This is a genomic window from Streptomyces sp. NPDC057682, from assembly GCF_042799575.1.
In the GTDB taxonomy this organism is placed as follows: domain Bacteria; phylum Actinomycetota; class Actinomycetes; order Streptomycetales; family Streptomycetaceae; genus Streptomyces.
Window position 1 is genome coordinate 93,311 of record NZ_JBHVIN010000009.1, and the last position, 19,273, is coordinate 112,583.

A 19,273-nucleotide genomic window follows, 5' to 3' on the forward strand; every position below is an offset into this window, starting at 1 on the left:
GAACTTCTCGTTCCACCCCGGCCGGGCGCATGGAATAGGTCCAGACCACTGACTTCACGCCAACTCGTGTCCTGTTCACCGTGTTGCAACAAGTGGTCTATACCTTTGGCATTAGGCTGGGCCGCCCGATACCGGGACATGCACAGCCGTGGGGGGCTATATGACCGTTCATCACCTGCCGCAACCTCCGTCCGACCGGGAGCTGTACTGGTACTTCGGACCGCAGCGCCGCTGGGTCCTGATCAGCTCCTCCCTCGCCTTCGTCCTCACCGCGGCGACGATGCTCACCTTCGCCCTGCGCACCCCGGCCCTCTGGGCCTTCCTGCTGGTGCTCTCGGTGAACGTCGTCGCCCTCGCGCTCTCCTCGGTGAACAGCCTGCGCCAGCGACGGCTCACCCGGCGCTCGCACGAAGTCCTCGTGCACGCCTGGAATCCGACCGACCCGCCCTCCGTCGACCTCTACCTGCCGACCTGCGGCGAACCGCTCGCCGTCCTGGAGAACGCCTACCGCGCCGTCGCCCTGATCGACTGGCCCGGCGAGTTGACCGTCTGGGTCCTCGACGACGCCGACCGCGCCGAAGTGGCCGCGCTGGCGGGCACGTTCGGCTACCGCTACGTCGTACGTCCCGACCGGGGGCACCTCAAGAAGGCGGGCAACCTCAACCACGCCCTGACCCTGAGCAGCGCCGAGCACATCGCCATCCTGGACGCCGACTTCGCGCCCCGGCCCGACTTCCTGCGCCATCTCGTGCCGTATCTGGCCGACCCCGGCGTCGGCATCGTGCAGAGCCCGCAGTGCTTCGACACCGACGAGACGATGAGCTGGATCCAGCGCGCCGCCGGATCGGCCCAGGAGTGGTTCTTCCGCTGGATCCAGCCGTCCCGGGACGCCAGCGACGCCGCCATCTGCTGCGGCAGCAACGCCGTCTACCGCCGCAGCGCCGTCGACCTGGCCGGCGGCTTCGCCCGGCTCGACCACAGCGAGGACCTGTACACCGGACTCGCCCTGTACGAGAAGGGGTTCCGGACCCTGTACGTCCCGGTGCTGGTCGCCAAGGGCACCTCGCCGGACAACCTCGCCTCCTACCTCAACCAGCAGTACCGCTGGGCGATGGGCAACCTCCATCTGATGGGCACGCCCGTCCTGAAGCGGATGGGCGCCCCCTGGCGGATGCGGCTCTGCTTCTACGAGGGCATCGTCGGCTACCTGACGACCGTGGTGAACACCTTCGCGGCCCCGCTGCCGCCGCTGGTGATGATGTTCTGGTACCCGGACGACATCCGGCCCTGGCACGTCCTGCCGCTGCTCGCGCCGCTCTGGCTCTGGCACGTGCTGCTGCCGCGCATCAGCCGCACCCGCTGGCGGATCGAGGTGATCCGGGCCAACGTCCTGACGAGCGTGGCCGCCGGGGCCGCCTTCCTGCACACCCTGCGCGGCCGCAGCGCGGCCTGGGTGCCCACCGGGGCGGGCGGCGGGAAGCCGGGCACCATGGCGCACCGGGTGGTCCTCGTCTCGCTCGTCTGGCTGGTCTGCTCCACCGGGGCGGCGGCCGCCGGCCTCGCCCTGGCGGTGGCCCGCGGCGGCTGGGAGCCCACCTGGGGGCTCGGCCTCTATCTGCTGGTCCAGCTCCAGATCAACGTCCCGCTGATCAGGGACCTGGTGGCCGGGCTGCGCCCCGAGTCCGCCGGACGCCCCGCCCGGGTCCGCGCCGCCCGGCGCCCCTCGGTGCTGCCCCGGCGCTGGCCCGAAACCCTGGCCGTGACGGCCACGCTCGTCCTCACCGCACTGCTCGCGTCCGGCTGGGTCAACCCCATGCTGCCCTGGCTGAGCTGAAAGGTCACCGTTTCATGCCCACCCTCGCCCCCTCCGGTCGCCCGACCGCAGGCAGCACCGCCGCCCGGCCGCCCTCCGGCGGCCCCGGGTCCGGTGCCACGGGTACCCGCCGGTCCGCCTTCCGCCCCGACATCGAGGGACTGCGCGCCTTCGCCGTCCTCGCGGTCCTCGCCTTCCACGCCTCCGTACCGGGCCTGGCCGGCGGATTCGTCGGCGTGGACGTCTTCTTCGTCGTCTCCGGCTATCTGATCACCGGGCTGCTGGTACGGGAGGCCGTCACCACCGGCCGGATCCGGCTCGGCGAGTTCTTCTCCCGGCGGGCCCGCCGGCTGCTGCCCTCGGCCTCCGTGGTGCTCGTCGCCGTCGCGGCGGCCGGGGCCTGGCTGACCGTACCGCTGCGCCGGACCGACCTGGAGAACGACGTCGTCGCGGCGGCGCTCTCGGTCGCCAACTGGCGCTTCGTACAGCAGCGGACCGACTATCTGGCCGCCGGACAGGACGAGAGCCCGCTGCTGCACTTCTGGTCGCTGGCCGTGGAGGAGCAGTTCTACCTGGTCTGGGCCCCGCTGCTCGCCGCGCTCGCGGTCCTCGCCGCCCGCGCCGCGCGCCGGGGACGCGCCCTGCGGCCGGTGGCCGTGGCCGTCACCGCCGTGCTGACACTCGTCTCCTTCGTCCTCTCGCTGCGCTGGACGGACGACTCCGTCTCCCTGGCGTACCTCGGAACCCCGTCGCGCGTCTGGCAGTTCGGCGTCGGCGCGCTGCTGGCGCTGCTCCCGTGGCATCTGCTGCGCGGGCCCCGAGCGCTGCGGCTGCTGTGCGGCTGGGCGGGGGCGGCGGCCCTGGTGTGGTGTGTGCTGCGGTACGACTCCGGCACGCCGTACCCCGGCGTCGCGGCGCTCGTCCCCACCCTGGCGACGGCCGCGGTCGTCCTGGCCGGGATACCCGGCCGGCACCCGCGCGAACAGGCCCGCTACGGGGTCGGGCGGGTGCTGGGACTGCGCGCGCCCCGCGCGGTCGGCCGGCTCTCCTACACGCTGTACCTCTGGCACTGGCCGGTCCTCGTGCTCGCCGAGGCACGCTTCGGCACCCTGGAGTGGCCGGCCAGGGTCGCCCTGACCCTGGCGTCCGTGCTGCCCGCGCTGGCGACGATGCGCTGGGTGGAACGCCCCCTGCGCTACAGCCGCACGGTCACCGAACTCCCGCGCAGGGGGCTGTCGCTGGGTGTGTTCGCGGTCGTCGTCCCCGTCGTTCTCGCGCTCGTGGTGGGCACGACGACGCTGCGGCTGCTGGGCCCGTCCGCGCCGGTCGACGCGAAGGGGCTCCCGCTCGGCGCGGCCGAGGGGCCCTCGCTGCTGACCGGGACCCCGCCGAAGGACTCCCCGGTGGTGCCGAGCCCGGTCCAGGCGAGGAAGAGCTTCCCGCCGGACGGTGCGTGCGAGGTGGCGCCGACGGTCACGAGCAGCCCGCCCTGCCTGTTCGGGGCGGTGGACAGCCCCGACCGGATCGTCCTGCTCGGCGACTCGCACGCCGGCCAGTGGTTCTCCCCCGTCCTCAGCTTCGCCGCGAAGCGCGGCTGGGCGCTCCAGGAGCTGGTCAAGCAGGGCTGCCCGCTGCCCGAACTCTCCGTGGTGAACCCTCAGTTGGGCCGTACGTACCACGAGTGCGACACCTGGCGCGCGGACAGTCTGGCCAGGCTGGCCAAGGGCCCGAAGCCCCGCATGGTCGTGATCTCCTCCCTCAACCGCTACACGGACGACCGGGACCTGCTGCTCGCCGCGTGGGAGAAGACGCTGAAGCCGCTGCGGGCGCTCGGGGTGCCGATCGTGTACATCGAGGACACCCCGGTGCCGGGCACGGACGTCCCCGCGTGCGTCTCGGGCCATCTCGACGATCCGGAGGCCTGCGCCTTCGACCGCGCGAAGGCCCGGTGGGCCGATCCGCTGGCGGAGCGGGCGGCGGCCGGAGAAGTGCCCGGGGTGCGGACCGTCGGGGTGAACGCGGTGCTCTGCCCGGCCTCCGGGCCGGTCTGCCCGGCGGTCCTGGACCGGGTCCTGCTCTACCGCGACGACGCCCATCTGACCGATGTGGCGGCCGTGGTCCTGGCCCCGAGGATCGAACGGCTCCTCGCGGGGCCCGCCGCCCCGGCCGAGGACGGCTGGACGGAACTGCTGCGCGAGGATTTCGACGGCCCGGCGGGCGCCCGCCCCGCCGCCTCCCGCTGGCTGTACGACCGGGGCACCTGCTATCCGGGCTGCCCGGCCGCCCAGTGGGGCACCGGGGAGATCGAGACGATGACCGACTCGACGGACAACGTCCGGCTGGACGGCCGGGGCGCGCTGGAGATCGTGCCGACGCTCCGTGACGGGCACTGGTACTCGGGCCGCATCGAGTCGAGGCGTTCCGACTTCGCTCCCCCGCCCGGCGGGGTGCTGCGGATCGAGGCGTCGATCGCCCTGCCGGACGTCACGGGCGCGGCGGCCGGCGGCTACTGGCCGGCCTTCTGGACGCTGGGCGCCGGGCTGCGCGACGGCTACACCGGCTGGCCCGGCACCGGCGAGATCGACGTCATGGAGTCGGTCAACGGGCGGGACGCCGTCTTCGGCACCCTGCACTGCGGTACGGCCGACGGCGGCCCCTGCCGGGAGCCGATGGGTCTCTCCTCGCCCCGGCAGGCCTGCCCCGGCTGCCGCGGCGCCTTCCACACGTACGCCGTGGAGCTGGACACCTCGCCCGGCGCCGAGGAGCTGCGCTGGTATCTGGACGGGCGGGTGTACCACCGGGTGCAGGCGTCCGCCATGGACGCGGCCACCTGGGACCGGGCGCTGAAGCGGGGGCAGTTCCTGATCCTGAACGTGGCGATGGGCGGCGCGCTGCCGGCCGCCGACGGCGCCACGGCGGGACCGGCCACGGAGGCCGGCCACGCGATGCGGGTGGACCGGGTCAGGGTGTCCACGCGGGAGGCCGCCGGCCGCTGACCCCGGGGCCCGTCTGGACCCGTGGCCCGCCTGGACCCGTGGCCCGTCTGGACCCCGTCTAGAGCCGTGGTCCCTCAGGACCCGTGGTCACGGTGCCCTCCCGGAGGCCGCCGCCCCGCAGTCCCTCAGGACCCGTCCGGCTCCGTTGCGCCGGACGGGTCCTGTCGCGCTCCCGGTTCCGCCGCCGCGGCGAAGGCGCCCCGGGCCAGCCGGTGCAGCAGGGCGGCGGTCGCGGCGCGGCCGGGCAGAGCGCCGGGGCGTCCGAGGTGCGGGGTCGAGTTGAGCAGGCCGAACACGGCGTGGACGGCCGCGCGCGCCTCGTTCTCCGCGAGGTCCGGGTAGAGGTCGCGGACGGCGGCCACCCACACCTCGACGTACTCGCGCTGGAGCCGGCGGACCCGCTTGCGGTCGGTGTCCCGCAGGCGGTCCAGCTCGCGGTCGTGCAGGGTGATCAGGGGGCGGTCGTCGAGGGCGAAGTCGATGTGGCCCTCGATGAGCGCGTCCAGCAGCGCCTCGGGGGACCGGTCGCCCGAGGCGTCCTCGGAGACCCGGAGCCGTCCGCCGGCCAGCAGCCGCTCACTGATGCCGACGAGCAGTTCGGCGAGCATCGCGTCCTTGCCGGGGAAGTGCCGGTAGAGGCCGGGGCCGCTGATGCCGACGGCGGCGCCTATCTCGTCGACGCCGACTCCGTGGAAGCCGCGCTCGGCGAAGAGGCGGGCCGCTTCCCTGAGGATCTGCTCGCGGCGGGTGGGGGCCGCGACGCGGGCGGCGGCATGGGTGCTCATGACGAGTCATTCTAGACAGGCGCGTTAGCGGTCGTTAACCTGAGAGAGACGTTAACGCTCACTAACAGCCTCCGCCGCCGATCGCGGACGAGGCCGGTCACATCGCGGTACGGGCAAGGGGGCTCGACAGGATGCAGCAGGCACCGGTGCTGGCGAGTGCGGCGGACCCCGCCTCGGAGGCCTGGCAGGCCAACGAGGCGGGACACCACGCGCTCGCCGACGAGCTGCGCAGGCGGCTCGCCACGGCCAGGCTCGGCGGGGGTGAGAGGGCCCGCGCCCGGCATGTGGCGCGCGGCAAGCTGCTGCCCCGGGAGCGGGTGGACACCCTGCTCGACCCGGGCTCCCCGTTCCTGGAGCTGGCCCCGCTGGCGGCCGAGGGGCTGTACGGGGGCGCGGCACCGGCCGCCGGGGTGATCGCCGGGATCGGCCGGGTCAGCGGCCGGGAGTGCGTGATCGTCGCCAACGACGCGACCGTCAAGGGCGGCACGTACTACCCAATGACGGTGAAGAAGCACCTGCGGGCCCAGGAGGTGGCGCTGGAGAACCGGCTCCCCTGTCTGTACCTGGTGGACTCGGGCGGCGCCTTCCTGCCGATGCAGGACGAGGTCTTCCCCGACCGCGAGCACTTCGGCCGGATCTTCTACAACCAGGCCCGGATGTCCGGGGCCGGCATCCCGCAGATCGCGGCGGTGCTGGGCTCCTGCACGGCCGGCGGGGCGTACGTGCCCGCGATGAGCGACGAGGCCGTGATCGTCCGCAACCAGGGCACGATCTTCCTCGGCGGCCCGCCGCTGGTGAAGGCCGCGACCGGCGAGGTCGTCACCGCCGAGGAGCTGGGCGGCGGCGAGGTCCACTCCCGTACGTCGGGCGTCACCGACCATCTCGCGGAGGACGACGCGCACGCGCTGCGCATCGTGCGGACCATCGTCTCCACGCTGCCGGAGCGCGGTGCGCTGCCGTGGTCCGTGCGCCCGGTGGACGAGCCGAAGGTGGACCCCGCCGGGCTCTACGGGGCGGTGCCCGTCGACTCGCGCACGCCCTACGACGTGCGCGAGGTGATCGCCCGTGTGGTGGACGGCTCGCGGTTCGCCGAGTTCAAGGCGGAGTACGGGACGACGCTGGTCACCGGCTTCGCCCATGTCCACGGCCATCCGGTCGGCATCGTCGCCAACAACGGCATCCTGTTCTCCGAGTCCGCCCAGAAGGGCGCGCACTTCATCGAGCTGTGCGACCAGCGCGGCATCCCGCTGGTCTTCCTCCAGAACATCTCCGGCTTCATGGTCGGCCGGGACTACGAGGCCGGCGGCATCGCCAAGCACGGCGCCAAGATGGTCACCGCCGTCGCCTGCGCCCGGGTCCCCAAGCTGACCGTGGTGGTCGGCGGCTCCTACGGGGCGGGCAACTACTCGATGTGCGGCCGGGCCTACAGCCCCCGCTTCCTGTGGATGTGGCCCAACGCGAAGATCTCCGTCATGGGCGGCGAGCAGGCCGCGTCCGTGCTCGCCACCGTCAAGCGCGACCAGCTCGGCGACGACTGGAGCACCGAGGACGAGGAGGCCTTCAAGGCCCCGATCCGCGAGCAGTACGAGACCCAGGGCAACGCGTACTACGCCACCGCCCGGCTCTGGGACGACGGGGTCATCGACCCGCTGGAGACCCGGCAGGTGCTGGGGCTCGCCCTGACCGCGTGCGCCAACGCGCCCTTGGGCGACGCCGGCTTCGGCGTCTTCCGGATGTGAGGCAGAGATGACGATGTTCGACACGGTGCTCGTCGCCAACCGCGGCGAGATCGCGGTCCGGGTGATCCGGACGCTGCGCACCCTGGGGGTGCGCTCGGTCGCCGTCTTCAGCGACGCCGACGCCGACGCCCGGCACGTACGCGAGGCGGACACGGCGGTCCGCATCGGTCCCGCGCCGGCCGCCGAGAGCTATCTGAGCGTGGAGCGGCTGCTGGAGGCGGCGCTGCGCACCGGCGCGCAGGCGGTCCACCCGGGCTACGGATTCCTCGCGGAGAACGCGGCGTTCGCGCGGGCGTGCGCGGAGGCGGGCCTGGCCTTCATCGGCCCGCCCGCCGACGCCATCGCGCTGATGGGCGACAAGATCCGGGCCAAGGAGACCGTGGCCTCGGCCGGTGTCCCGGTGGTGCCGGGCTCCACCGGAGGCGGGCTGACCGATGCCCAACTGGCCGCGGCGGCCGGGGAGATCGGCGTCCCGGTGCTGCTGAAGCCCTCGGCGGGCGGCGGCGGCAAGGGCATGCGCCTGGTCCGGGACGCGGCGCTGCTCGCCGACGAGATCGCGGCGGCCCGGCGCGAGGCACGGGCCTCCTTCGGCGACGACACCCTGCTCGTGGAGCGCTGGATCGACCGGCCGCGCCACATCGAGATCCAGGTCCTGGCCGACGGCCACGGCAACGTGGTGCACCTGGGCGAGCGCGAGTGCTCGCTCCAGCGCCGCCACCAGAAGATCATCGAGGAGGCGCCGTCCGTCCTGCTCGACGAGGGGACCCGGGCGGCGATGGGCGAGGCGGCCGTCCAGGCGGCCCGCTCCTGCGGCTACGTCGGCGCGGGCACCGTGGAGTTCATCGTCCCGGGCAACGACCCGTCCTCGTACTACTTCATGGAGATGAACACCCGCCTCCAGGTCGAGCACCCGGTGACCGAGCTGATCACCGGCCTGGACCTGGTGGAGTGGCAGCTGCGGGTCGCGGCGGGCGAGCCGCTGCCGTACGCCCAGAGCGACATCACCCTCACCGGGCACGCCGTCGAGGCGCGGATCTGCGCCGAGGACCCGGCCCGCGGCTTCCTGCCCTCCGGCGGCACGGTCCTCGCGCTGCGCGAACCGCAGGGCGACGGGGTGCGCACGGACTCCGGGCTCGCCGAGGGCGGCGAGGTCGGCAGCCTCTACGACCCGATGCTCTCCAAGGTGATCGCGTACGGCCCCGACCGGGCCACGGCCCTGCGCCGGCTGCGGACGGCCCTCGCGGACACCGTCGTCCTCGGCGTCCCCACCAACGCGGGCTTCCTGCGCCGGCTGCTGGGCCACCCGGCCGTGGCGGCGGGCGAGCTGGACACCGGTCTGGTGGAGCGCGAGGTGGACGGCCTGGTCCCGGACGGCGTGCCGGAGGAGGTGTACGCGGCAGCGGCACTGCTGCGGCAGCACCCCGACCGGGCCCCTGACCCGGCCGTCTGGGCCGACCCCTTCTCGGCCGGTGACGGCTGGCGGATGGGCGGCGCCCCGGCGCGCACGGTGCGCTCCTTCCACATCCCGGGCCACGATCCCGTCCAGGTGGGGCTGCGTCCGTGCGGGGCGGGCGCGGAGCTGACCTTCGGCCATGTCGGCGAGGGCGCCGCCCCGCCGGCCCCGGCCTCGGGCTCCTGCGGCCCGCTGGGCCCGCTGCCCGGAGGCCCGGAGACGGCCAGGACCCTGTCCGTCGACGGCGGCCGCATCACACTGGAACTGGCCGGGGTCACCCATGTGTTCGCGTACGCGGAGTCCCCGGAGGGCCACTGGCTGGGCCGGGACGGCGACACCTGGCACGTCCGGGACCACGATCCCGTGGAGGCCTCGCTGACCGGGGCCGCCCGCTCCGGCGCCGACACGCTCGCCGCGCCCATGCCCGGGACGGTCACCGTGGTGAAGGTGGCGGTCGGGGACGAGGTCGTGGCCGGGCAGAGCCTGCTGGTGGTGGAGGCGATGAAGATGGAGCACGTCATCTCCGCGCCGCACGCCGGCATCGTGACCGAACTCGACGTGACCGCCGGGACCACGGTGGCCATGGACCAGGTACTGGCGGTCGTGGTCCCCGCGGCCGCCGCCGGGGAGGAAGCATGACGGACACCGGCCGCACCCTGCCCATGACCGTGGCGGAGCCGGGCCTGCCCGCCCGGGTCCGGATCCACGAGGTCGGCGCCCGCGACGGGCTGCAGAACGAGAAGGCGGTCGTGCCGACCGAGGTGAAGGCGGAGTTCATCCGCCGGCTCGCGGTCGCCGGACTGACCACGATCGAGGCGACGAGCTTCGTCCACCCGAAGTGGGTGCCCCAGCTCGCCGACGCCGAGCGGCTGTTCCCGATGCTCGGCGACATCGCGGACGTGGGCGACGTGGAGCTTCCGGTCCTGGTGCCCAACGAGCGCGGGCTCGACCGGGCGCTGTCGCTCGGTGCCCGGTCGATCGCCGTGTTCGGCTCCGCGACGGAGACCTTCGCGGCCCGCAATCTGAACCGCACGGTCGACGAGTCCCTGGCCATGTTCGAGCCGGTCGTGGCGCGCGCCAAGGCGGACGGGGTGCGGGTGCGCGGCTACCTCTCGATGTGCTTCGGCGACCCGTGGGAGGGCCCGGTCCCGGTCCCCCAGGTCGTCCGGGTCGCCAGGGCCCTGCGCGACCTGGGCTGCGACGAGCTGTCGCTGGGCGACACCATCGGCGTGGCCACCCCCGGCCATGTCCGTGCCCTGCTGTCCGCGCTGAACGCGGCGGGCGTGCCCACCGACGTCCTCGGCGTGCACTTCCACGACACCTACGGCCAGGCCCTGTCCAACACCCTCGCCGCGCTCCAGCACGGGGTGACCACCGTGGACGCCTCCGCGGGCGGCCTCGGCGGCTGCCCGTACGCGAAGAGCGCGACGGGGAACCTGGCCACCGAAGACCTGGTCTGGATGCTCGACGGCCTCGGCATCGAGACCGGCGTCGATCTCGGCGAGCTCACCGCCACCAGCGTGTGGCTCGCCGGCCACCTGGGCCGACCCAGCCCGTCCCGCACCGTCCGCGCCCTGTCCCACGAGGAGCAGTGATCCACCGATGTCCCTGGACCACCGGCTGACCGCCGAGCACGAGGAACTGCGACGCACCGTCGAGGAGTTCGCCCACGACGTCGTCGCGCCGAAGATCGGCGACTTCTACGAGCGCCACGAGTTCCCGTACGAGATCGTGCGGGAGATGGGCCGCATGGGCCTGTTCGGGCTGCCGTTCCCCGAGGAGTACGGCGGGATGGGCGGCGACTACCTCGCCCTCGGCATCGCCCTGGAGGAGCTGGCCCGGGTCGACTCCTCGGTGGCGATCACCCTGGAGGCCGGCGTCTCGCTCGGGGCGATGCCGGTGTTCCGCTTCGGCACGGAGGAGCAGAAGCGGCGGTGGCTGCCGAAGCTCTGCTCGGGCGAGGCGCTGGGCGCGTTCGGCCTCACCGAACCGGACGGCGGCTCGGACGCGGGCGGCACCCGTACGACGGCCGTGCGCGACGAGGCCACCGGCGAGTGGGTCATCAACGGCTCCAAGTGCTTCATCACCAACTCCGGCACGGACATCACCGAGCTGGTCACCGTCACCGCCGTGACCGGCCGCAAGGAGAACGGCGCCCCGCGCATCTCCTCGATCATCGTCCCCTCCGGCACCCCCGGCTTCACCGTCGCCGCCCCGTACTCCAAGGTCGGCTGGAACGCCTCCGACACCCGCGAGCTCTCCTTCAGCGACGTCCGCGTCCCCCTGGAGAACCTCCTCGGCGGGGAGGGCCGCGGCTACGCCCAGTTCCTCCGCATCCTCGACGAGGGCCGCGTCGCCATCGCCGCCCTCTCCACGGGCCTGGCCCAGGGCTGCGTCGACGAGTCCGTCAAGTACGCCGCCGAACGCCACGCCTTCGGCCGCCCCATCGGCACCAACCAGGCCATCCAGTTCAAGATCGCCGACATGGAGATGCGCGCCCACATGGCCCGCATCGGCTGGCGCGACGCCGCCTCCCGCCTCGTCGCCGACGAGCCCTTCAAGAAGGAGGCCGCCATCGCCAAGCTGTACTCCTCCACCGTCGCCGTCGACAACGCCCGCGACGCCACCCAGATCCACGGCGGCTACGGCTTCATGAACGAGTACCCGGTCGCCCGCATGTGGCGCGACTCCAAGATCCTCGAAATCGGCGAGGGCACCAGCGAGGTCCAGCGCATGCTCATCGCCCGCGAACTGGGGCTTCCGGCCTGACGAACCCGGCCGGGCGCACCGCAGTGCCGGGGCCACGGGGCCGCGCCACCGGGCCGCCTCGCCCCGGCAAACCGCGGGAGTCCGGCCGTCGGCCACGTCTCTCGTGGCATGATCTGGCCTGTTCAGCCGATGGCGAGGGGGCCGCCTTGCGGGATCAACTACTGGGAAATCGCTACCGGTTGGTGCGGGAGCTCGGCGAGGGCGGCATGGGCGTCGTCTGGGAGGCCCAGGACGAGACGTTGGACAGGCCGGTCGCGGTCAAGGTGATCTCGTTACTCTCCGGCAGCGGAAGCCGCGGAGATGAGGCGCGCGCCCGGTTCCTACGTGAGGCCCGGATCACGGCTCGTCTGCAGCATCCGCACATCGTAGCCATCCATGACCTCGGCGAGAGCGGCCCCGACCGTGGCAACGCGCCGTTCCTGGTGATGGAGCTGGTACGGGGCGAGGGCCTGGACGCCAAGCTGTCCCGGGGCAGCGTCGGCCTGGAAAAAGCAGCCCGGTGGGGTGCGCAGATCTGCGAGGCCTTGGCCGAGGCACACGCGGCGGGCGTGATGCACCGGGACATCAAGCCGTCCAACATCTTTGTCACGCACACCGGGACAGTGAAGGTTCTCGACTTCGGTGTCGCACGGGCCGCCGACCCCTACGCCACCGCCGACCGCTTGACCCAGACCGGGTTCATTGTCGGCACTCCCCCGTACATGGCTCCCGAACAAGCACGCGGCTACCCGGAACCGGGCAGCGACCTCTACGCGCTCGGCTGCCTGCTGTTCGAACTCATCACCGGTCGGCTGCCTTTCCAGGCACCCGACAGCATCGGCTATCTGACAGCCCACCTCAGCCAGGAACCGCCCGCCCCCAGTTCGGTGCGGCCCGGCATCCCTCGCGCATGGAACGATCTCGTGGGAAAGCTCCTGCGAAAGGATCCGAGCGAGCGGTACAGAACCGCCGCTGACGTGTTTCGAGACCTGCGGCGGCTCGAACAAGCGTCGCCCACCGAGGCACTCACACCAGCGGCCTCAACGGCGTCCGCACCCAACGGATCGGACGAGCCAGCCACGCAGACGGCTCATTGGGGACGCAACGCCGCAGCAACTGCTTTTCTTCTGCCAGGACTTGGCGGCATCGCGTTCGGCAGCGGCATGTACATCAACGAAGGGGGCTGTGAATGCGCCTACACCATTGGCACCGCCGGCTCCTTTCTGTCCGCAATACTCCTCGGAATGGCCGTGATGCTCTATCGATGGCGAGAGCAGGACAAACCGCGATTTCGAAACTTCGCCACAGCCTTCCTGTGCGTCTTCATTCCGCTGAGCGTGACGTTTGCGGCTTGGAACACCATACTGCTCAGTTGAGCGCAGACCGCAGCGGCCGAGCCGGCAACCTCCGCCCGGTCGACCAAGATTACCGCCGCATGGAATCGAGATTCAATTGAGCCGGTCGAGAGACATTGAGATTCACTTCGCTCGCAGCGTTGCCGTGGTTGACGTGATCACCGGGCTGGAGCGCGGCGGTTGGCACTTCAGTGAGGGAAGGATTCGATACCTGGTCGACCCCGAGTTCTTCGACTGGGACCAGGCAGACCCTTCCGATCGGCTGTCCGTGATCCTGGCCCTTGAGAATGCATCTCAACGACACGGATGCGGGTTCCAAATGGCCTGGGGAACAGCAGGACAGGAGGCATCATTTCTTCTCCTGGAGTCCGGAAGCACTCTATCCATTAGCCCTTTTGCCGAACTGGCATTCAGAAATGATGTGGGAAACTTCCTCGATCATGACTGGTACCTTTCCAAAGCCCTTCCAACACTTTTCGATCTGGGGGTCACTGGATACAATTTTCAAGATATTCAGGATTAAACGGCCGACAGTCCATTGAATAGCGCATGCCGATCACCCGCGAACTGGGGCCGCCGGCCTGACACCGTCAGCCGGGCGCGCCATGGGCCCGCCCGGCCGAGGGTTCTTCAGTCCTCGCCCTCCGGCACATAGTCGGGGCACAACGAGTGCCCGCACTCGCACGGAGGCCAGCGCAGCGCCGCACCGGGCACGAGGTCGGCTCCTTCCGCCCCCGAGTCGGCCGTGGGGACGACGAGGACACCGTCCGTACCGAACTCGCTCGTCAGTCGGGACAGAACTCGCCGCCCCTTGCTACCGCTTGCCATTCGCCCATCCCTTTCAGCCCGTGACGTACGCACTCCACGAGCACTCCCGTCAGCGGCGCGTACGGCCGAGGCGGAGACTCGGGCATCAGGCGCCGACAGCCCCCGCATGAACGAGACGTGCGGATCGCCCGTACCGGCCGGGCGCACGCCTCCAACTCCTTCACTCATGTATATGAGTGAGTTCCTCAAGGATGCCCAACTCCTATACATGAGTCAAGCGGAGACGCGGCAGGCCCTTCGCGTGCCGCCGTGCATTGACCGCTCGTCAGTCCCCTGCCGGAATGCGGTAGTCGAGTACGAACTGATCCGCCGCCATGACGGTGTCGCACACCTCGACGACGCGGCCCGACTCCGCCTGGGCACTCCGGGTGAGGTGGAGAACCGGCGAACCGGGGCTCAGGCTCAGCGCCACCGTCTCGTCCTTGGTGGCAAGGCGCGCACGCACCGTCTCGGTGAACTCCGTCAACGTGTGACCGTGGTCCTCAAGCCGGGCGTAGATGCCACCGCCGCCAGGGTTCTCCGCCGACAGCTCCGGAATGTCCTTCGCGAGGTCCCACGGCAGATAGGAGGTCGCCACCTCCGTGGGCGTCCCGTCACTGAGATACAGACGACGGCGCGCGAGGACCTGGCTTCCGGCGACCACGCCCAGCCGTTCCGACACATCACCGGGCGCTTCCACCGGGCCGATGAAGAGAACCGCCACCGCAGGGGTCTTGCCCGCCTGCTCGGCTTCGGTCAGGTACGCGGCTCTACCCGCTCTGCGATGTGAACGCCGGAACCGGTCCGAGGACTTGCGAAGTACGGGCGGCCGACCCTTCACGAAGGAGCCCTTGCCGTGATGCGTATCGATCAGGCCCATCGGCCGCAGTTCGGCCACCGCCTTGCGCACCGTTCCCTGCGAAACCGCGTAGCGGGCCATCAACACCGATTCGCTGGGCACCTTGTCCCCCGGCAGCATCGCCCCGGACCTGATCTGCTGTGCCAGATCGTCGGCGATCTGCAGGTAGCGGGGCCTGCCGGAGTCCCGGGGAGCCGTGGTCGCCATGCTGATTCGTTCCCTCCTATGCTCCTCTGCATAAGTACGCTCCCCAGGAAGGTACCCGCATGCCGCTGCACTCGGTCTCCGTGGCCGGCGTCGTCGTACGCGAGGACGGCCGCGTCCTGGTGATCCGCCGGGCCGACAACGGGGCCTGGGAGGCTCCGGGCGGCGTACTGGAGCTCGACGAACGGCCGGAGAACGGCGTCCGCCGCGAGGTGCTGGAGGAGACCGGGGTGAAGGTGGACCCGGTGCGCCTGAGCGGCGTCTACAAGAACATGGAGCGCGCGATCGTGGCGCTGGTCTTCCTGTGCCGTCCGGCCGGAGGCGAGGAACGGGCCTCGGTCGAGGCGTCCGAGGTCCGCTGGTTCACCCGCGAGGAGGTCCGGAGCCGCATGACCGAGGCGTACGCCGTGCGCGTACTCGACGCGCTCGACTGCGCCACACCACCCGTCCGCACGCACGACGGGCAGCGGCTGACATGAAAAGCGGGGCGCGGCACGAACCGCAGCGAGTCGGCGTGCCCACCGCCCAGTCCTGGGCGGACGCCCGACTCCTCTGGGATCACCACCTGATGCACCACGATCCGCGCCCCTGCTCGGTGGCGATCGGCCTGGGCAGCCATGACCTGGGGGTCGCGGACGTGACCGTGCGCCTCTACCGGCGCGGGATGGCGCCCCTCATCGTGTTCACCGGCGCCACCAGCCCCACCACGCGGGAACGCATGCCGCGCGGTGAGGCCGTGCACTATCGCGAGCGGGCACTCGAACTCGGCGTTCCCGAGGGCGCGGTGCTCGTCGAGCCGCGCGCCCGCAACACCGGGGAGAACATCCGCTTCTCCCGGGCGGTCCTCGAAGAGGCGGGCGTCCCGGTCTCGTCCGTCCTGCTCGTCAGCAAGCCGTACGAGGAACGCCGCGCCCACGCCACCGCGCGCAAGCTGTGGCCCGGAGTCACGTTCGTGTGCGCCTCGGCCCCCGTCACGTTCGAGGAGTACCTGACCTCGATCCAGGACGACCGCATGGTCGTCGACATGCTGGTCGGCGCGTTGCAGCGCCTGATGATCTACCCGGCGCGAGGTTTCATGGCCGCCGACCCCGTGCCGGACGACGTGGCTGCCGCATACGAGCGGCTGTGCCGCGCCGGGTTCACGAGCCGGGTCGTCGTGGACGGGACCGGAGCCCCGGCTCGCTGAGGACGCCCCCGCGCCACGCGACCTGACCGATCCGCGAACGCGAACGCCTGCTCGTTCGTTCACGCTTCGGAGTGCTCACCGGAAAGGGCGGCCCTGCCGGGCCGCCCGCTGAGGAAAGGGTCCTGCGTGCACATCGAGGCAAGGCCGGTGGAGACGGCGGGCGGACGGATCGACGTCAGGGAGGCCGGGGAGGGCGTCAACGTCCTGTTCGTGCACGGGCTGATGGTCAATGGGCAGGTGTGGGACCCGCTGGTGAGGGGCTTACGGGGGCGGTGCCGGATGGTGATGCCGGACATGCCGCTGGGCGGGCACCGGACCCCGCTCGCGCCGGACGCGGACTGTTCCCTGGAAGCGCAGGCGGCGCGGGTGCGGGAGATCGCGCGGGGGCTGGAGGGCCCTGTGGTGCTGGTGGGGAACGACACCGGCGGGGCGATCGCGCAGATCGCCGTGGCACGTGAACCGGAGCTGTTCGCCCGGCTGGTGCTGCTGCCGTCGGACGCCTTCGGGAACTGCCCGCCGCGGCCGCTCCTCCCGATGCGCGCGCTGCTCGCGGTGCCGGGCGCCATGCGGGCCGTGGCGCCGCTGCTGCGGCTGGGCCCCGTCCAGCGGGCGGTGATGGCGCTCGTGGCGCGCAGCAGGGTCCCGGTGGACCGGATCGGCGCGATGGTGGGCGAACTGCCCCGGGACCGGGGCGTGCAGCGGGACTTCGTGAAGCTCGTACGGGGTCTGCGGCCGGCGGTCACCCGGGCGGTGGCCGGGGAGCTGGGCCGGTTCGAGCGGCCGGTGCTGATCGTCTGGTCGCGGAAGGACCCGCTGTTCCCGTTCGGCCACGCGGAGAGGCTGGCCGCGTGCTTCCCCGACAGCTCGGTCGTCGTCGCGGAGCGCTCCCGCGCGTTCGTGTCGCTCGACGAACCGGACTGGCTCGCCGAGCGGCTGGCGGAGTTCATCGGACCGGTGGCGCCGGCACACTGATCCCCGGCCACCCGCAATTCGTTCGACACCCCCGGCCCCGCCTCGGCAGAGTCGGTCCATGACGCATCCCGCCTGGCCCCTGTACGGGCTCCGCATCCGCACGCCCCGCCTCGAACTGCGGCTCCCCGACGACGCGTTGCTGAGCGATCTGGCTTCCGTCGCGGCGGACGGGGTGCACGCCCCGGAGGTCATGCCGTTCACCGTGCCGTGGACCGACGGGACGCCCGACGCGCGGCGGCAGGCGGTGTTCCAGCATGTGCTGGGGACGATCGCCGGCTGGCGGGAGTCCGACTGGACGCTGAGCCTCGCGGTGCTGCACGAGGGCCGGGTGGTGGGGCGGCAGGACGTGATGGCGCGGGACTTCGGGGCGGTCCGCGAGGTGTGCACCGGATCCTGGCTGGGCCTCGCCCACCAGGGCCGGGGCATCGGCACCGAGATGCGGGCCGCCGCCCTCCACCTCGCGTTCGCCGGTCTGGGCGCGGACTCGGCGGTCTCCGCGGCGATGACCGACAACCCCCGCTCGCTGGGCGTCTCGCGGCGCCTCGGCTACGTCCCCGACGGGCTGGAGACCGCCTCGCTCCGGGGCGGGCGCGTCACGCTCCAGCGCCTGCGGCTGGACCGGGCCCGCTGGGAGGAAGCGCGCGAGGTCGAGGTGTCGGTCGAAGGACTCGACGAGTGCCGGGAGCTGTTCGGATGAGCCTCCTCGTCCACACCTACGTACGCGGCCGCAGCGGCAAGGACCACTTCCTGGAGGATCCCGAACACGGGCTCACGCTCGCCGGCTTCGAGAGCAGCCGGACCAAGCTCTGGGGTGCGGAGCCGGCGCGGGCGCTCGGGGCACGGTTCCTGCCGCGGCTGGCGGAGACGGATCTGTGCGTGGAGCCGGAGGAGACCGAAGAGTTCCTGGCGGAGTGCGAGCTGCTGCGTCCGCACACGGCGGCCCTCGCCGCGCACGCCGGGTTCCACGAGGACTACGTGGCCGCGCGGCTGGCCAACATCAGGGCGGCGGCCGAACGGGCCCTGGACGTCGGCGGAGGCGTCGTCGTCTGGTGAGTCCGGCACCCGGCACGGAGCGGGCACTCGGCGCGGGACAGGCACCCGGCGTAGAGCTGTTCTGAGGTTAGGCTAACCTTCCCTCAAACGTGTCAACGGCCGGCCCTCCGGCTCGTACGAAAGCGGATCCCGTCATGCGCACTGCCCGAGCCTCCCGTCCCACTCGTCGCGGTCTGCTGGCCATGGGCGGCGCCGTCGGTCTCGGCGCCGTGCTCGCGGCCTGCGGCGACGGCGACACGAAGGACTCCGGGTCCACCGGGGCGAAGAGCGCCGACGCCGGGCCGTGGAGCTTCGAGGACGACCGCGGGAAGACCGCCGAGGCGAAGTCCGTCCCGAAGAACATCGTCGCCTTCACCGGGGTGGCCGCCGCCCTCCACGACTACGGCGTCGAGGTCAAGGCCGTGTTCGGGCCGACGAAGACCACGGACGGCAAGGCCGACGTCCAGGCCGGCGACCTCGACGTGAACAAGGTCGAGATTCTCGGCAACGTCTGGGGCGAGTTCAACGTCGAGAAGTACGCGGCCCTCGGCCCGGATCTGCTCGTCACCGCGATGTGGGAGAAGGACGCGCTCTGGTACGTGCCGGACGCGTCCAAGGACAAGATCCTCAAGCTCGCCCCGAGCGTCGCCCTGTGGGCCGCGCAGACCACGATCCCCAAGGCGATCCAGCGCCACGAGGACCTGGCGGCCTCGCTCGGCGCGGACGTGAAGGCCAAGGCGGTCACCGACGCCAAGGCCCGCTTCGAGAAGGCCGCGGCCCGGCTGCGCGCCGCCGCGAAGTCCAAGCCGGAGATCCGGGTGATGATCGGCTCGGCCAGCCAGGACCTGTTCTACGTCTCGCTCGCCAAGACCTCCGCCGACACCCTGTACTTCCAGGAGCTGGGCGTGAAGTTCGTCGAGCCGAAGGTGAACGCGGCCGGTTTCTTCGAGGAGCTGAGCTGGGAGAACGTCGACAAGTACCAGGCCGACGTGATCATGATGGACAACCGCTCCTCGGCCCTCCAGCCCTCGGCCCTGACCTCCAAGCCGACCTGGGCCCAGCTGCCCGCCGTCGAGGCCGGCCAGGTCGTGCCCCGTACCACCGAGCCGATCTACAGCTACGACAAGTGCGCGCCGATCCTGGAGGACCTGGCCGAGGCCATCGAGAAGGCCAAGAAGGTCGCCTGAGCCGCCGGCGCCCCGGTCTCCGCGCACCGAAGTTCGGAACCATACCTTCCGGTTGATGCCCGGGGGTGCGCGGCGGCCGGTCCGGTGACGGAACCGGCCGCCGGGCACCCCGGACCGGCCGCGTCCGGGCCTCCGGA

Annotated in this window: 17 protein-coding genes; 14 read left to right on the top strand and 3 right to left on the bottom strand. The window is 71.9% G+C overall.

Features of this window, described 5'->3' with window-relative positions:
* Window positions 1-160: 160 nt before the first annotated feature.
* Both ACFVDM_RS18340 and ACFVDM_RS18345 read left to right on the top strand, forming a co-directional pair.
* On the top strand, window positions 161-1,834 hold the full coding sequence (locus ACFVDM_RS18340; protein WP_383640373.1) for a glycosyltransferase family 2 protein: 1,674 nt from the start codon (window positions 161-163) through the stop codon (window positions 1,832-1,834).
* Window positions 1,835-1,848: 14 nt separating this feature from the next.
* On the top strand, window positions 1,849-4,809 hold the full coding sequence (locus ACFVDM_RS18345; RefSeq protein WP_383640376.1) for an acyltransferase family protein: 2,961 nt from the start codon (window positions 1,849-1,851) through the stop codon (window positions 4,807-4,809).
* A gap of 125 nt (window positions 4,810-4,934) precedes the next feature.
* Here the strand turns inward: ACFVDM_RS18345 and ACFVDM_RS18350 are convergent, their stop codons facing one another.
* Window positions 4,935-5,594 (bottom strand): TetR/AcrR family transcriptional regulator, encoded by a 660-nt coding sequence (locus tag ACFVDM_RS18350; RefSeq protein ID WP_383640379.1) that lies wholly within the window; start codon window positions 5,592-5,594, stop codon window positions 4,935-4,937.
* Window positions 5,595-5,725: 131 nt separating this feature from the next.
* On the opposite strand from ACFVDM_RS18350, the gene ACFVDM_RS18355 reads away from it, so the two are divergent.
* From ACFVDM_RS18355 to ACFVDM_RS18380, 6 genes are all read left to right on the top strand, one after another.
* Window positions 5,726-7,333, top strand: coding sequence for a carboxyl transferase domain-containing protein (locus ACFVDM_RS18355; protein WP_383640382.1), 1,608 nt, complete (start codon window positions 5,726-5,728; stop codon window positions 7,331-7,333).
* Between the two features lie 13 nt (window positions 7,334-7,346).
* Window positions 7,347-9,425, top strand: a complete 2,079-nt coding sequence (locus ACFVDM_RS18360; RefSeq protein ID WP_383640999.1) for an acetyl/propionyl/methylcrotonyl-CoA carboxylase subunit alpha — start codon at window positions 7,347-7,349, stop codon at window positions 9,423-9,425.
* Entirely contained in the window at window positions 9,422-10,381 is a 960-nt protein-coding gene (locus ACFVDM_RS18365; RefSeq protein ID WP_383640385.1) for a hydroxymethylglutaryl-CoA lyase, read from the top strand. The genes ACFVDM_RS18360 and ACFVDM_RS18365 overlap by 4 nt, the downstream gene beginning before the upstream one ends.
* Window positions 10,382-10,388: 7 nt before the next feature.
* Entirely contained in the window at window positions 10,389-11,555 is a 1,167-nt protein-coding gene (locus ACFVDM_RS18370; RefSeq protein WP_383640388.1) for an acyl-CoA dehydrogenase family protein, read from the top strand.
* Window positions 11,556-11,701: 146 nt separating this feature from the next.
* Complete coding sequence (locus ACFVDM_RS18375) at window positions 11,702-12,910, top strand: serine/threonine-protein kinase (RefSeq protein ID WP_383640391.1); 1,209 nt, start codon at window positions 11,702-11,704, stop codon at window positions 12,908-12,910.
* 124 nt (window positions 12,911-13,034) lie between these two features.
* The gene (locus ACFVDM_RS18380) at window positions 13,035-13,412 is read left to right on the top strand and encodes a hypothetical protein (protein WP_383640394.1); all 378 of its coding nucleotides are present in this window, start codon (window positions 13,035-13,037) and stop codon (window positions 13,410-13,412) included.
* A gap of 107 nt (window positions 13,413-13,519) precedes the next feature.
* Here the strand turns inward: ACFVDM_RS18380 and ACFVDM_RS18385 are convergent, their stop codons facing one another.
* Together ACFVDM_RS18385 and ACFVDM_RS18390 are read right to left on the bottom strand one after the other, a co-directional pair.
* On the bottom strand, window positions 13,520-13,717 hold the full coding sequence (locus tag ACFVDM_RS18385) for a hypothetical protein (RefSeq protein ID WP_383640397.1): 198 nt from the start codon (window positions 13,715-13,717) through the stop codon (window positions 13,520-13,522).
* Between the two features lie 265 nt (window positions 13,718-13,982).
* Window positions 13,983-14,762, bottom strand: coding sequence for a GntR family transcriptional regulator (locus tag ACFVDM_RS18390; RefSeq protein ID WP_383640400.1), 780 nt, complete (start codon window positions 14,760-14,762; stop codon window positions 13,983-13,985).
* A gap of 59 nt (window positions 14,763-14,821) precedes the next feature.
* Here ACFVDM_RS18390 and ACFVDM_RS18395 point away from each other — a divergent pair, with 59 nt between their 5' ends.
* The 6 genes from ACFVDM_RS18395 to ACFVDM_RS18420 all read left to right on the top strand — a co-directional run bounded on the left by ACFVDM_RS18395 (window position 14,822) and on the right by ACFVDM_RS18420 (window position 19,136).
* The gene (locus ACFVDM_RS18395; protein WP_383640403.1) at window positions 14,822-15,238 is read left to right on the top strand and encodes an NUDIX hydrolase; all 417 of its coding nucleotides are present in this window, start codon (window positions 14,822-14,824) and stop codon (window positions 15,236-15,238) included.
* 35 nt (window positions 15,239-15,273) lie between these two features.
* Window positions 15,274-15,945 (top strand): YdcF family protein, encoded by a 672-nt coding sequence (locus ACFVDM_RS18400; RefSeq protein WP_383640406.1) that lies wholly within the window; start codon window positions 15,274-15,276, stop codon window positions 15,943-15,945.
* Between the two features lie 126 nt (window positions 15,946-16,071).
* Window positions 16,072-16,917: an alpha/beta fold hydrolase gene (locus tag ACFVDM_RS18405; RefSeq protein WP_383640409.1), complete on the top strand. Its 846-nt coding sequence runs from the start codon at window positions 16,072-16,074 to the stop codon at window positions 16,915-16,917.
* A 58-nt stretch (window positions 16,918-16,975) separates the two neighbouring features.
* Entirely contained in the window at window positions 16,976-17,614 is a 639-nt protein-coding gene (locus ACFVDM_RS18410; RefSeq protein ID WP_383640412.1) for a GNAT family N-acetyltransferase, read from the top strand.
* Window positions 17,611-17,970 carry a hypothetical protein gene (locus ACFVDM_RS18415; RefSeq protein WP_383640415.1) on the top strand — a complete coding sequence of 120 codons (360 nt, stop codon included), beginning with the start codon at window positions 17,611-17,613 and terminating at the stop codon, window positions 17,968-17,970. The genes ACFVDM_RS18410 and ACFVDM_RS18415 overlap by 4 nt, the downstream gene beginning before the upstream one ends.
* Window positions 17,971-18,104: 134 nt before the next feature.
* Window positions 18,105-19,136, top strand: a complete 1,032-nt coding sequence (locus tag ACFVDM_RS18420; RefSeq protein ID WP_383640418.1) for an ABC transporter substrate-binding protein — start codon at window positions 18,105-18,107, stop codon at window positions 19,134-19,136.
* The last annotated feature ends 137 nt before the right edge of the window (window positions 19,137-19,273 follow it).